This is a genomic window from Mesorhizobium sp. P160219 (assembly GCF_057786095.1).
On the sequence record NZ_JBYNWG010000001.1, the window covers coordinates 2,083,746 to 2,097,429 of the forward strand.

The 13,684-nt window shown below is 63.1% G+C and carries 12 protein-coding genes and 2 pseudogenes; 11 read left to right on the forward strand and 3 right to left on the reverse strand.

What is annotated here, in order from left to right:
* Positions 1 to 263: 263 nt before the first annotated feature.
* A complete protein-coding gene (locus tag AC3EMP_RS10085) occupies positions 264 to 2,174 on the forward strand; it encodes a putative bifunctional diguanylate cyclase/phosphodiesterase (protein WP_352713641.1) in 1,911 nt (636 codons plus the stop codon).
* Between the two features lie 94 nt (positions 2,175 to 2,268).
* Here AC3EMP_RS10085 and AC3EMP_RS10090 read toward each other — a convergent pair whose 3' ends face one another.
* Complete coding sequence (locus AC3EMP_RS10090; protein ID WP_081726268.1) at positions 2,269 to 2,550, reverse strand: DNA -binding domain-containing protein; 282 nt, start codon at positions 2,548 to 2,550, stop codon at positions 2,269 to 2,271.
* 104 nt (positions 2,551 to 2,654) lie between these two features.
* Here AC3EMP_RS10090 and AC3EMP_RS10095 point away from each other — a divergent pair, with 104 nt between their 5' ends.
* From AC3EMP_RS10095 to AC3EMP_RS10105, 3 genes and pseudogenes are all read left to right on the forward strand, one after another.
* A complete protein-coding gene (locus AC3EMP_RS10095; RefSeq protein WP_023708050.1) occupies positions 2,655 to 2,888 on the forward strand; it encodes a helix-turn-helix domain-containing protein in 234 nt (77 codons plus the stop codon).
* A gap of 539 nt (positions 2,889 to 3,427) precedes the next feature.
* Positions 3,428 to 4,390: an ArdC family protein gene (locus AC3EMP_RS10100; protein WP_352713644.1), complete on the forward strand. Its 963-nt coding sequence runs from the start codon at positions 3,428 to 3,430 to the stop codon at positions 4,388 to 4,390.
* A gap of 246 nt (positions 4,391 to 4,636) precedes the next feature.
* Positions 4,637 to 5,057: pseudogene (locus AC3EMP_RS10105) on the forward strand (DUF2958 domain-containing protein).
* On the opposite strand, the gene AC3EMP_RS10110 reads toward AC3EMP_RS10105, so the two are convergent.
* Entirely contained in the window at positions 5,004 to 5,438 is a 435-nt protein-coding gene (locus tag AC3EMP_RS10110; protein WP_352713655.1) for a hypothetical protein, read from the reverse strand. The pseudogene AC3EMP_RS10105 and the gene AC3EMP_RS10110 sit on opposite strands and share 54 nt — an antisense overlap.
* 92 nt (positions 5,439 to 5,530) lie before the next feature.
* Here AC3EMP_RS10110 and AC3EMP_RS10115 point away from each other — a divergent pair, with 92 nt between their 5' ends.
* The 7 genes and pseudogenes from AC3EMP_RS10115 to AC3EMP_RS10145 form a co-directional block, all read left to right on the forward strand.
* Positions 5,531 to 6,829 (forward strand): hypothetical protein, encoded by a 1,299-nt coding sequence (locus AC3EMP_RS10115; protein WP_352713647.1) that lies wholly within the window; start codon positions 5,531 to 5,533, stop codon positions 6,827 to 6,829.
* A 370-nt stretch (positions 6,830 to 7,199) separates the two neighbouring features.
* Positions 7,200 to 7,523: a DUF736 domain-containing protein gene (locus tag AC3EMP_RS10120; protein WP_023672372.1), complete on the forward strand. Its 324-nt coding sequence runs from the start codon at positions 7,200 to 7,202 to the stop codon at positions 7,521 to 7,523.
* 171 nt (positions 7,524 to 7,694) lie between these two features.
* Positions 7,695 to 7,964: a helix-turn-helix transcriptional regulator gene (locus tag AC3EMP_RS10125; RefSeq protein ID WP_023672373.1), complete on the forward strand. Its 270-nt coding sequence runs from the start codon at positions 7,695 to 7,697 to the stop codon at positions 7,962 to 7,964.
* Positions 7,961 to 8,509: a S26 family signal peptidase gene (locus AC3EMP_RS10130; RefSeq protein ID WP_023711845.1), complete on the forward strand. Its 549-nt coding sequence runs from the start codon at positions 7,961 to 7,963 to the stop codon at positions 8,507 to 8,509. Before AC3EMP_RS10125 ends, AC3EMP_RS10130 begins: the two co-directional genes overlap by 4 nt.
* A 171-nt stretch (positions 8,510 to 8,680) precedes the next feature.
* The gene (locus AC3EMP_RS10135) at positions 8,681 to 9,172 is read left to right on the forward strand and encodes a lytic transglycosylase domain-containing protein (protein ID WP_352843287.1); all 492 of its coding nucleotides are present in this window, start codon (positions 8,681 to 8,683) and stop codon (positions 9,170 to 9,172) included.
* 186 nt (positions 9,173 to 9,358) lie between these two features.
* Complete coding sequence (rlxS, locus tag AC3EMP_RS10140; protein ID WP_352713650.1) at positions 9,359 to 11,326, forward strand: relaxase/mobilization nuclease RlxS; 1,968 nt, start codon at positions 9,359 to 9,361, stop codon at positions 11,324 to 11,326.
* 649 nt (positions 11,327 to 11,975) lie between these two features.
* Positions 11,976 to 12,193, forward strand: a pseudogene (locus tag AC3EMP_RS10145) (nodulation factor fucose acetyltransferase NolL); the annotation flags it as partial.
* A 284-nt stretch (positions 12,194 to 12,477) separates the two neighbouring features.
* On the opposite strand, the gene AC3EMP_RS10150 reads toward AC3EMP_RS10145, so the two are convergent.
* Positions 12,478 to 13,674: an IS256 family transposase gene (locus tag AC3EMP_RS10150; protein WP_488362089.1), complete on the reverse strand. Its 1,197-nt coding sequence runs from the start codon at positions 13,672 to 13,674 to the stop codon at positions 12,478 to 12,480.
* Positions 13,675 to 13,684 lie beyond the last annotated feature (10 nt).

Consider the following 13,684-nt stretch of genomic DNA (forward strand, 5'->3'; position numbering starts at 1 on the left):
TGTCTCGGCGCGGCTTCTTTGTCTTGCTCGCTCGCAGCGTCGCGGGCAAGGCTGCTTCCTGGTGACGTTGCCGATCATGGCATGACTCGGATCAAGGCACGCGCGCGGGCGAAACCTTGATGATTCGGCAATGCTAAGCCAAAGGTGTGACCCGAAGCATGGTGAGCGCACTGGTTACCCTCGCTGGGTAGTTAACCCGTCCTTCAGTGGGCTTGCATAGGTTTGGTCCTCGCGAACAATGACGCAAGCAAGCTGGTCCATTCATGGCACCCCTAAAGAAAGAAGAATCGCTGGAGGCCAAAATCCGTCAGGATCAGCTTGCTGACCTGAGGGCCGGGCTCTTCGTGTCGATGCCGATAAGCGCGATCCTGTCAGGCCTGATTTGCGGGGTGCAGGCCCTTTCTGGCGGCGGCTTTGCCGCTGCAAGCTGGTTCCTGGTCGTCAATGCGCTAAATGCCGCCCGGCTTGCACTCGCCCGTTTTCAGCTAAAGGAAACGGGGCGCAATCAGGATTTGCTTGGCGTTTTGCCGCGCCTTCGCATGTTTGGCGTCCTTGCCCTTCTGGCAGGGTTTGCCTGGTCCTTCCCGGCCGTGCTGACTGTTGGATACACAACACCTCAAGCACCGATGCATCTGGTCATACTGGCGGGCATTTCAGCTGGTGCGGTTACATATGGCAGCTCGTATGCCGCCGCGGCGACCAGCTTCATCACACCTCCACTCCTCATCACGGTGGCGTGCCTTTTGGCGAAAGGCAATTTTGAACGCTACATTCTGGCTTTCACCGTTCTGCTCTTCATGGGCGGCTTGGTCCGAGCTTCGTTTGTTGGGCAGGCGCGCTTCCGCGAAGCAAGCCGCCTGAGACATGAGGCAGAGCGACTTGCGTCGGAAATGGAGCGCAACTCCAGGGAGGACCATTTGACCGCCCTTCTCAACAGGCGGGGCCTTGAACACGCCATCGGTCGGTTCAAGACCGCGGATGGCCCCTTCGTGGCAATGCTGATTGATCTGGACGGCTTTAAATCTGTCAACGACACCTACGGTCACAGGACCGGTGATGAACTGCTTGTCATGATCGCCCGCCGCATAGAGCAGGAAGCACCGGAAGGCTCAACGCTAGCTCGTATTGGCGGCGATGAATTCGTGCTGGTTTTTCCCTCAACGAGAGCTTCGCTTTCTGCCAGTGATCTCGCCTCCAATATCATAGCCAAAATTGCTCGCCCCTATATCGGGGTCGCGTCCGTGCGCGTCGGGGCATCGATAGGGATATACTTGGCACAGACGTCGAGCCTGACTGAAATGCTGTTGCGGGCCGATATCGCCCTTTATACGGCCAAGCGCCATGGCAGGAACGAATTTTGCCTGTTCGATGCCGAACTCGACCGGGAACTCCAACGCCGCCAGTCCATCGAACGGGACCTTCATTCGGCGATAAAGACGGGAAGATTGCAACCTTGGTTCCAGCCGATCGTGAAACTCGACACCGAGGCCGTGGTCGGTTTTGAAGCCTTGCTGAGATGGTCCCATCCGACACATGGTGCCATCTCTCCACCCGAAATCATCACAGCCGCACGCGAAACCGGAATGCTTCAGCTGCTGACGCAAACCGTATTCGCCGACTGTTGTGCTTTTATCGACGGCTTGGTGAAAGCTGACTGTCGTAACATTCGTGTGGCGATGAATGTTTCCCCGCGCGAACTGGAAGCCGGCGATATCGACGACATGGTTCTGGATGGTCTGGCCGCAAGAGGCCTGCCTGCGACGATGTTCGAAATCGAGATTACCGAAGAATGGCCGGTGGACCCGGACAGAGTGGATGAAAAGCTCGGACGGCTTTCACATGCCGGTATTTCCATCGCGCTCGACGACTTCGGCACCGGCTTTTCTACCTTGGCATCTCTCAAGGACCGTCGGATACGCAAGGTGAAAATAGACCAGGGCTTCATTCGCGGCTTGGCCAAGTCCCGAGAGGACCGACTGCTTGTCAAATCGGTCATTGAACTCGGTGAGATGCTCGGGATCGACGTCATGGCCGAGGGCGTCGAAACAGAGGCGGATCGGCAAACCCTGCACAAGCTTGGCTGCCGAACCGCTCAAGGCTTCCTCTTCTCCAAGGCTGTGCCTTTGATGCAAGCACTGGAAGTGGCAGTCAAACAGCACGCGAACCAGTTGTGACCGCTCCCGCCGCGCCGGCTGTCGCGGCCGTGCGCTGCCGAATTTGGCTACAGAGACTTGCCTGATCGAAACACGTGGCAGTGGGCGTTGTGCATCAGCCGGCGAACAGTTCCTTGTAGCCGGTCGTCACCATCCAGTTCGCACGGTCGATATGGCTGCGAAGAGCTTTGCGGGCGCGGACCGGGTCAATGGACGGGTCGATGCCGAGAATGCGCTCGGCCATCTCCTTTTCGCTGGCATTGTCGGCGCAGGCATCCAGGATCCGCAGGTAGATCGTGAAATGCTCCCTGTCGTAGCTCGTGAGGTTCTCCGACCAGGGGACTTCATCGCTCAAACTTGAGCTTCGAGTCTCATCCGTTCCCATTGGTCCATTCATGCCTGCGAACCTCGCCTGTGAGCGCAGGCAGTATATCCCAAACTGGGATAATCCGAAACCGGGATTAGTCGCTGATCCGGTCTTTACCCGACCGGTTCGCCTCCATGCCCAAATCCCTTCGATCGCCCCGCCACCAGCGGTTCCTGGCCCGGCTGGTTTTGCTGCGCAAGGCCAAAGGCCTGACCCAGAAGCAGCTGGCTGACAAGCTTGGTCGTCCCCAATCCTTCGTGGCCAAGTACGAGGGCGCAGAGCGGCGTCTCGATGTCATCGAGTTTCTCGACATAACTGCGGCCCTTGACGCTGATCCGTGCGAGATTCTCTCCAGCCTCCGGTCCTAGCGGGCGCGCCGCATCTATCATGATCACGGACAGGAATATTGAGTGGGACAACGCCTCAATTTGTTGAAAGGCGAGCGCTGGTTTTCGGAGGAAGCCGCGCGCACGGCGCCGATGCCTTTTGGTTCTCGACGTAACTGCGGCGCCTGACCATGTGCGAAAAAACTTGGCGGGCGCCCGCGCGCCTGACGACGCGCACCAGGTGCTCGTGAACCGAGCCCGCTTTTCTTCGGCAAGCTCAGGCGGTCTCGGCCATTCGGCTTCGCCCCTTGGCGTGGGCAGCCCTTCGGGCTGTGACGGCCGCCGCCCTTGCGGGCGGCGCGGTTTGTCTGTTGGCCTTTCCCGGTGGCGCGGGGCGGGCGGCACTCCCTTCTAGACCCGCCGCGGCAGCCCGCAACCCTTCGCGTGCCGCTCAGGGTCCTCCTCTTCGTTCCGGTCCTTCGGATGCGGTCCGCCTACCACGGCGGGCCTTTCCGGTCGCGACTCGCCGCCCACCCCGCTTCCGGGGAAAGGCGCGGCGATTGGCGAGCGGAGGATAACACATGCGTGCAAACAGCAAGCGTACCACCAGCACAGAGGCTGGCGCAGGCAAGGGCAGGCGCCCGGGCGCAAGCCTCTATCAGGAGATCACCGACCGCATCATTGCCGAGCTGGAGCGCGGCACCGTGCCATGGGTCAAGCCATGGGGCAGCGCAAAAGCAGGCCTCGGCCTGCCGAGGAATGCGTCCACGGGGCGCACCTATTCCGGCATCAATATCCTCATCCTGTGGGGCGCCGTCATCGAGCGCAGCTATCCCAGCCAGAAATGGCTGACCTTCCGGCAGGCGCTTGCCCTGGGCGGCAATGTCAGGAAGGGCGAGCGCGGCACGACGATCGTGCATGCCGACCGCTTTGTCCCAAAGAACGAGAAGGAGCGCGCACGCCACGAGGGCGATGCACCACAGGCCGTGCCTTTTCTGAAGCGCTTTACCGTCTTCAATGTCGCGCAATGCGACAATCTTCCGGAACACCTCCATGCCCCTGCCGAGCCGCTGCCACAGTGCGAGATCGTGCCGCAGGCCGAGACGCTCATTCTCGCCAGCGGTGCGGATTTCAGGGTCGGCGGCGATCGCGCTTTCTACATGCCGTGCAGCGACCACATTCAGGTGCCGCCGCAGCCGGCGTTCCATCAGCAGATCGACTATTACCGGACCTGCTTTCACGAGCTAGGCCACTGGACCGGCCACCCGACGCGGCTTGCTCGCGACCTCTCCGGCTCGTTCGGCTCCAAGGCCTACGCGCGTGAAGAATTGGTCGCCGAAATCACTGCCGCCTTCGTCTGCAGCAATCTCGGCATCGAGCCGACCGTGCGTCACGCCGATTACATCGGCTCATGGCTGAAGGTGCTGCGCGAGGACAACCGCGCTATATTCCGTGCCGCCAGCCTAGCTTCGAAGGCCGCTGATTTCCTGTTTGGCCTTCCGGCCGATGCGGAAGGCGAGGCGCAAGAAGGCATTGCGGCATGACGATGCGCGACCTCAACTGACCGCGACCGAGCCGACGCCGCAAAGGAGCAGACGCTCATTCCCGGCGTCCAGCCGATCACCACGCGGGCAAACCCTCCTGATGGACGCGCCGATGTGTCCGCGCGCGGCGCAAAGCTGCTCGAGGTCGGTCTCTAATGGGGAGGCGGATCAGAGGAAGGTCCGGTGAACCTTTCTCCCGCCGGACGCAAGAAGTCAACGCGACCCGTTCTGACAAGGAGTCTTTCCATGATACTGATCACCAATCCACTGCGCGCACGACTGCTCGCCCATGGCGCCGCCGGCGCCGACATCGACCATTTTCCCGTTGTGAAACTGTTGGATCCGACAGGTGCCGCGACCTCGCTTCTGAGCGAACTCGACGCCGATGGCGACACGCTGTTCGGTCTTTGCGATCTCGGCTTCGGCTTCCCCGAACTTGGCAGCGTCAGTCTGGCCGAGCTTGCATCCGTAAAAGGGCCGCTTGGCCTCGGCATAGAGCGCGACCTGCATTTCCAGGCGCGCTTTCCGATCTCCGTCCATGCCGAAGCCGCCCGCATTTTGCGGCCACGTCACCGAGGCCGAGCGACTGCTGCGGCAGGCAGCAGACGCCCTATCAAAGCCCCATTCCGAGCTTCCGCCCGACACGGCGGAACAGCAGCGCCGATAGGCGCAAAAACCGTCCCGCCGCGTCGGCCTTCGGCCTCCGCGGCGGGGACAACCCGGCAGGCGGTGCTATTTCGCCGCGAAATCGCTTGCCGACGAGCGCGGTGAAGGCGATCCCTTGCCCTGCGCCATCATGGAGGACGGTGACGACGCCGATGCGCTCGAAGCTTCCTGATCGAAAACCTCGCCCGCCTCGATCCTGACGAAGTATGGCAATGGGAGACGTTTCGCGGCTTGTCAGGCAAGGCCGCACCGTTCTCGACATCGCTGTGACCTTCGGCACCACTGATCTCAAGGTCAAACGCATTCTGGCGCTTGGCGACCTCTTGCCCAAATCCGCGAAGCCTATCGGCGCGAGGAGATCGACACCGAGCCGGTGCGCCATCTCACCATGTCTTCCAAGGCGCAGCAGAAGGACTGGCTGGCACTCTGTGCCGATCCCGATCAATACGCGCCGCGTGGCTATCAATTGAAGCAATGGCTGTTCGGCGGCCAGTCGATTTCCACCAAGGTGGCACTGTTTGCCATCGAGGAGTGTCCCGGCCTGATCACCTCGGACCTGTTCGGCGAGGACAGCTATTTCGCCGATGCCGACCTGTTCTGGCAAAAGCAGAACGAAGCGATTGCCACCAAACGCGACACCTATCTCAACGAGGGCTGGAGCGAGGTTGTGCGCTGGAACCGGGCCAGTATTTCCACGCATGGGACCACGAGAAGACCCCGAAGAAGAAGGGCGGCAAGATCGTCATCACTGTCTCGCATCGCGGCGAGGTCGAGCGTCACGAGGGCTGGCTGTCACGCAAGGAAGCCCGCCGCGCCCGCGAGGGCGGCGAGCAAGAAGAAACAGCCGCCAAGCTGCCGCGCCCCGAAGTCACCGGCCCGATGCAGAACTATATCGATCTGCATCGCCATGCCGCCGTGCGCGCGGCCATGCTCGACCATCCCGCCGTGGCGCTGCGCCTCGTGGTGGCGCACGCCATCACCGGTTCGGGCCTGTGGCAGGTGCGGCCCGAGCCGCAGCGCGCAGCCAACGAGACGGTGACTGCCAGCCTTGCCGGCTGCAAGGCTGAAGCCGCATTCGGCAAAAAGCGGCGCGAGGTATTGGCCCTGCTCGGATCACCGGATGAGGATAGCTTGGTCGCCGGCGGCAATGGCGACGCCGTTGCTATCGCCGGCGTGTTCGCGCGCCTCTTGGCGCTCTGCGACGACGATGTCATGCGCGTTCTCACCCTTGTCATGGCCGAGACGCTTGCAGCCGGCAGCGCCGTCATCGAGGCGCTCGGCAACCACCTGAACGTCGACATGGGCATATGGTGGCAACCGGACGATGCCTTCTTCGACCTCTTGCGCGACAAGGAAATCGCCAATTCGATGCTGGCCGACGTCGGCGGCAAGCTGGTCGCGGACGGCAATGTCGCCGAGAAGGTCAAGACGCAAAAGAACATCATCCGCGACTTCCTGGCGGGCGAGAATAACCGCCCCTGGGTCGAGACCTGGCTGCCGCGCTGGATGAAATTCCCGGCCGAAAGCTACACCAGCCGCAGCGGCTCCGCACCGCCGATCAGTGGACACAAGTGCAGCCGCTGTTCGTGCGCGAATAGTCGATCAGGGCCCGAGCGGCGGTTCTCTCGATTACCGCCGCTCAGGTCGCGCGCGCCGCTACGGCCACGCCGGCTGCCGATTGGGCGTCTTGTCGAGCCAGTGCCGCGCGCGAGAAATTCCGACGCCAGTTCGCCCCATTTCGGCAGCCCCGCACCGCGCCGGGTTGCTTGCTGAGGCGCCAAAGGCCCATGGGGCCAATTGTCCGATCCGGTTGCCGACAGAGCCCGCGCAGCCGGCGCTCTGCATTGCGGCCGGCTTCTTGTGTCACCGATCGCGCCACCTGTCTCCATTGTGTCTCGGGGACCATTCCCTGCGGCTGGCTTGTCGACCTATGGGCGGATCAGGCCCGCCCGAAACCCTCGCCGGCAGCTTTTTTCCCCGCCGCCTGCGGCGGCTTCCTCGCGCCGCTTCGCTTCAAAAAAGCTGCCCGCGCGGGTCCTCCGCTATCGCTGCGGCCGTCCCGGTTCCGGCGGTCCGGACGCGCCCATCACGGTCCGCCATCGCAGGGGAATGGTCCCTTGCGAGCACCAAGAGGAGACTGGAAATGACCGCGATCGGATACGTCACCAAACAGGAAAACGGCGGCTACAAGGGCCAGCTCAAGACGCTCAGCGTCCGCGCCGACATCGATATCGTGCCCAATCAGGCAAAGAGCGCCGACACCCATCCCGACTTCCGGGTGCTGACGCAAGGGGTCGAAGTGGGTGCGGGCTGGATCCGCACCGGCGAGACCTCCGGCAAGGACTATGTGAGCCTGTCGATTGCCGCCCCCGAGTTTGGCCCCCGCAAGCTCTACGCCAATCTCGGCCGCGCCGCCGGCCAGGATGACGACGACACTTACGCCATCATCTGGAACCCGGTCGACTAACCGGCCGATCCGGAAAGCCCCGCGCCGCCACCGGCGCGGGGTCCTCTCTCAGGACCCGTGAGGCCGCCGAAGGGGGCGGCGAAAACTCGCCCCCCACTCTTCGCCCGTCCCCAAAACGATCTCGCTCGCCGATCCTCGCCTTCGCTTGTCCGTAGCGAAACGAGGATCATCATGGACGACGAAAACGAACGCGCAGCCCGCGCCAAGAAGGGCAGTCCGTTTCTCAATACCGCGCAAGCGGCCTTCTATATCGGGCTGTCCCAGCGCACGCTGGAGAAGATGCGCCTCAAAGGCGGCGGCCCGCAATTCCGCAAGCACGGCCGCTATGTCCGCTATCACATCGACGAACTGGACGATTGGTCGAAGGGGCACGCGCAGGAGACCGGGCCCGAGGACGGCGGGCACGATTCCGGCTCGGCCGGCGAGGGAGGCCGCTCATGAGCCGGCGTCCCACCATCCATCTGATCGGCAGCCATCTGCGGCGCATTCGGGCGCGCAAGACGATCGCCATGGCCACGATGGGCCTTGCCCTGATCGGCTTCGCCGCCTTCGGCAAACCATCGCCCTGGCTGGTCTGGAACGCCTCGGCGAGTGCGCCGGTCGGCCTCTATCGCGTCGCGTCCGGATCGCCGGCTCTTGGTGATCTCGTACTCGTCCGCCCGCCAAAACCGGTCGTCGATCTGGCCGCCGAACGCTTCTATCTGCCCAGCAACGTGCCGCTGGTCAAGCACCTTGCCGCGCTGGCTGGCGAGCACGTCTGCGCCTTCGGCGACGCCATCATCATCGGCGGCGAGATTGTCGCGCGCCGGCTTGCAACCGACACGCAGCACCGTCCGCTGCCTTCGTGGAATGCCTGCCGAAAGCTCGCCGCTGCCGAGGTTTTCCTACTCGGCAGCGACAAAAATCGCTCGTTCGACAGCCGCTATTTCGGGCCGGTGCCGACCGAAAACATCATCGGGAGGCTCGTGCCGCTATGGACCGAGTGACCCTCCTTATGCTGAGCATGACGTGTCTCGCACCATGCTCCTGTTCCGCCGCGACCAACACGAAGCCGGTCGTCATCTCCCATAGTCCGCAGCTTGCAAGATGGCAGCCCTTCGTAGCCGAAGCAAGCCGGCGTTTCAGCATTCCACAGACCTGGATTTATGCCGTCATGGATGCCGAAAGCCGGGGGCAATGGGCGGCCGGTCACGTCGAGCGCCGGCGCCATTGGCCTCATGCAGGTAATGCCAGGCACCTACGAAGAGTTGCGCGCAGAGCTCGGCCTCGGAGCCGCCCCGCACGACCCTCGCGACAACATTCTGGCAGGCACTGCCTATCTGCGCGCCATGTATGACCGCTTCGGATTTCCAGGCCTGTTTGCAGCCTATAACGCCGGGCCGGAGCGCTACGAGCAGCATTTGCAGCGCGGGCGACCGCTGCCTAGCGAGACGGTTTCGTATCTGGAAGAGGTCAAGGCGGCGGGCATTTCGGCCGCCGATATGGACGCGCTCACCGACAAATCCCGTTCCAAAAGCGCGCCGGGAATCCCTTCCGGGCAGTCGCTGTTTTTCCTCCGAAACGGTGTTTCCGTGACCGGCCCGAATGGGCACCTCCTGGTGCCGCTCGGATCGGAGCGAGCAAGGTCAGGCCGGCCGGATCGCAGGTGAGGGCAGCGGCTACCGCGGTTCGGGCGGGGGGCAGGGAGGCAGGTCCGCGGAACGCAAGATAAAGGCATCGCCTCCTGAGGCGGCGAAGTGTTTGTCTGCACATCGTTTTCCCGGGAGGTTGCCTGCGGGTCCAGGAGGGTCTGGCGCGCAAGCCTCTGATTTTGCTGCTGGTTCATCGGAGGCCGCATGCAGGATGACGAATTCACGCCGAGGCTCGGCAAAATTGGCTCGCGCGGCTCGAAGGCGGGCAAACGCTACGCTGGCCAGGTCCAGGCCGCGGTCAACCGAGCAGGCGGCAGGAGCGGACGCGGCAGCCGCTTCATCGGAAGCCGGGTGGGGCGCGGCGGGGCTGCTGCCGCCGTTCTTAGAGCACGCGACCGCCACGCGGCGTTTCGGCAGCGGCGCGCAGTCGTCAAGGCACGCATCGTCAAGCTGGCCGGCAAGGGAGTCGATGGAACTCGTGCGCACCTCCGCTACCTCCAGCGCGACGGCGTCACCCGGGAAGGCGAGCGTGGCGAGCTCTACGCTGCCGACAAAGACCACGCGGACGGCAGGGCCTTTCTCGATCGCGCGAACGGTGACCGTCATCAGTTCCGCTTCATCGTCGCCCCTGAAGACGGTATCGAGTATGATGACCTGAAGCTGCTCACCCGGCGCCTCATGGCGCAAATGGAAGAAGACCTCGGCACCAGGCTAGACTGGGTGGCCGTCGACCATTTCAACACCGGCCATCCTCACACCCACATCATCGTGCGCGGCAGGGACGATCACGGCGAAAACCTCGTCATCGCGCGGGACTACATCTCCTCTGGCCTGCGCGAGCGCGCAGCCGAACTGGTTAGCCTCGACCTTGGCCCGCGCACCGACCGCGAGATCGAGCAGCGCTTGCGCCAGGAGATGGAGCAGGAACGCTTCACCAGCATCGACCGGCAGCTGATGCGCATGCGCGACGAGGGGCATGTCTCACCAGCCAGCCGAGACACCTTTCGCCAGACGCTGCACCAGGGCCGCCTGCGCAAGCTCGAGCGGATGGGCCTCGCCGAGGAGATGCCTTCGGGTCGCTGGCGCTTGGAGGATGATCTCGAAGCCACGCTACGCCGCATCGGCGAGCGCGGCGACATTGTCAAGACCATCCATCGCGAGCTGACCGGCAAGGGGCTCGTCCGCAGTGCCGCCGACTATCTTATCCACGATCGATCCGACGGGTCGGCCCAAACCGTGGTCGGACGTGTCGTCGGGCGCGGGCTGGCCGACGAAATCACTGACCGCCATTACCTCGTCGTCGACGGCGTGGACGGCAAAACCCACTATTTTGATATCGGCAAAGGCGAGGCCACCCAACCGACACCAGAAGGCTGCATAGTGCGGATCAGGCCGAGGGACACCGGGCCAAGAAAAGTCGACCGCACAATTGCCGGCATCGCCATGGTCAACGACGGGCGCTACAGCATCGATATCCATCTCAAGCATGACCCCTCGGCCACCGAACGCTTTGCCGAAACGCACGTGCGGCGACTGGAGGCGATCCGCCGTGCGACCGGTGGCGTCGAGCGCGAGCCGGACGGCACATGGACAGTCGCGCCCGACCATCTCAACCGCGTCGCGGATTACGAGCGTCAACGAGCGAGGGCCCAGCCTGTTGTCGTCGACAAGCTCTCATCAATGCCGCTGGAGAGCCAAGTAGGCTTTGACGGCGCCACCTGGATCGACCAGGAGCTGGTATCAGCCCACCCTGAGTCCTTGCGCGACTCTGGCTTCGGTCGAGAAGTACGTCAGGTCCAGGCCCGCCGACAGCAGTGGCTGATCGCGCAAGGTCTTGCCCATGATGCGCAGGATCGAGTCATCTATCGCGCCAACATGCTTTCAATGCTGCGCCAACGAGAGCTGAACCGTGTTGCCAGTCAGCTCTCGGACGAACTCGGGCTCTCGTATTCTGAAGCGCAGCATGGCAATCGAATAGACGGTACGCTGCGCCGCTGCGTCGAGCTCGCCGGCGGAAAATACGCTGTCATCGAGAAATCGCGCGAGTTCACGCTGGTGCCCTGGCGGCCGGTGCTTGAGCATCATATCGGCAAGGAGGTGTCTGGCGTGGTGCGCGCCGAGGGGATTTCCTGGACGATCGGACGGCAGAGGAGCGGGCCTGGCGTTTCGTGAACTGGCTACAATTTATTTGTTCACGTTGAAACAGGTACTCAGCCCAGACGGAGTTCCTCCGCCTGCTGCTTGCTCGCAGCATTCATTTGGCGGAGAGTCAGTGTTCTGCATTTTGTAGTTCGCTCTGTCAAAAAGCGCTGGGAATATGCATCATGTTCTGCGTTGACACGGAAGCCGGGCCGACAGGTGCCGCCCTGTGGTTGCGGATCGGCTCCCGATGGCTGCCAGCTAGAAAGGTGGGCTGACTCGTGATAGCGCAAGGGGCTATGGCGGCCGCGGTACGGCGAAGCGAGCTCTGGCATCGAGGATGAAGCCGCACTTCCCGATCTTATTCTGCTCGCAGGACCGGCAGACGCGGCGGTCGCCCCTGCGGGTGCTGTTGGCCCTGGCGTGAACTGGCAGTCCGTCCCGCGGGGACTTTGTAACGGAGAAAAGTCGCTGCGATGGCCCGGGTGACGATGCGGTCAGCGACCATGCCAGACGAGATCGGCAGCTTTCTGCCGCGGCACGGCGCCGGAGCCATCAGGCCGCCGCGACATCGGGTCTGGCGCACCTTCGGATGTTGGCTGGCCGCGGTTTACTTCGAGCAGCGCCGGGTGGGTCATGCGGTGCCGCTACTGGGCACCGAGGCAGCTTTGGGCATGAGACCCGTTCAATCGCGGTGGAGCTTGGTCAGAGCACACTGCTGCTTTACCTGCTTCAGGGCGCCGTGTTTCGCTTCATGGATCTAATAGGGTTCGGAGAGCTTTGGGATCTCCCGAGCAGAATCGGGTTCGCCACTTTGCTTGGTGCCGCGATCGTTGTCTCCGCTTGACAATTCGCAGGATTGCGCGTGACCACGGATGGTTGTCGCGCGGCTACGCTTAATATGTGACGACGCTTGCGCCTTGTAGGCAATTGTTGCGGCCGCCCACGGCCGACATGAACGTGCTTGGCCGCACGTTTTCTAAGTGAGGCGGAAAGAGGCGCGCGACCCCTCTCCCCAGCAACCCGCCTTGCGGATTCCTCCTCTGCCCGCTTAGCAGACGGGGATACCCTGCGCCCCCTTGCTATTCGTTGCCCGCCGCTATGCAAAGGACGGGCGACCTGAATCCGTGCTCAAGCCGGTTGTGTGCGTCAAGTTCTGCAAAATGGGGCGGCCATGATGCTGGTCATGCGGCTTGGCGCAGAGCGAGCTTCTTGTGCTCGCGCAGGTCGTCCATGTTGATGTATCGGTTGGCCTCCATCCAGTTTTCATTGGTCTCGACGGCCAACGCCCTGACCAGGCGCAGGCAGCTTTCGGTATTGGGGAAGATGCGCACGACATAGGTGCGCCGGCGGATTTCCTCGTTGAGCCGCTCCAGCATGTTGGTGGATTTGAGATGCTTGTGGTGCTGTCTCGGCAGCCTGAAGAAGGTCAGGGTTTGTTCGATGGCATCCTCGGCCCAGCCTGTCAGGCGCGGATAGCGTGCCGACCATTTGGCAAGCCATGCGGCAAGATCAGCCCTGGCCTGTGCGAGATCGCGCCGGTCGTAGAGCCAGCGCAATTCCTGCAGGCAGTCGTCGCCGTGCTTCCTCGGCAGATGATCGAGCGCGTTCCTGAGGAAGTGCACGTAGCAGCGTTGCCAGGCGGCTTCGGGGATCACCTCGCCGATCGCTGCCACCAGGCCGGCGTGATCGTCGGACACAACCAACTCGACGCCCTTGAGGCCGCGCGCCTTGAGGCCGACGAGGAGGTCCCTCCAGGCCGAGCGGCTCTCGCGATTGGCCATCTCCACGGCCAGGATCTGGCGCCTTCCGTCCCATTCGATACCGACCGCGATCAGCACCGCCTGGCTCATGACAACACCGGCTTCACGCACCTTCTCGTAGCGCGCATCGAGGATGAGGTAAGGAAACGGCTCTTGAAGGGGGCGCCTGGCAAAGGCAGCGAGGCTCTCGTCCAGCCGCTTGTTGATGGCCGAGATCGACGAGGCCGAGAAGGCATGGCCGCACAGTTCTTCCGTGATCGCCTTCACCTTGCGGGTCGACACGCCCTGGACATACATCTCGGCCAGTGTCGCCACCAAGGCCCGCTCGGAACGCTGGTAGCGCTCGAACAGCTCGGTGGAGAAGCGCCCGGCCCGATCCTGCGGAACCCGCAGCTCGAGCTTGCCGACCCGCGTCACAAGGGTGCGGCCGTAATAGCCCGAGCGATAGCCAAGCCGTTCGGGCGTGCGCTCGCTCTTCGAGGCACCCAGCGCCTCGTCCATCTCGGCCTCAAGCACCTCCTGCATCACCGCACGGAGCACTTCGTGCAATCCATCCGGGTTCGAAAGCAGAATGTCTTTGACGGCGGCGCTGGCGGTCTTACCTTCTGTCTTGGTCATGGTGGCGTTC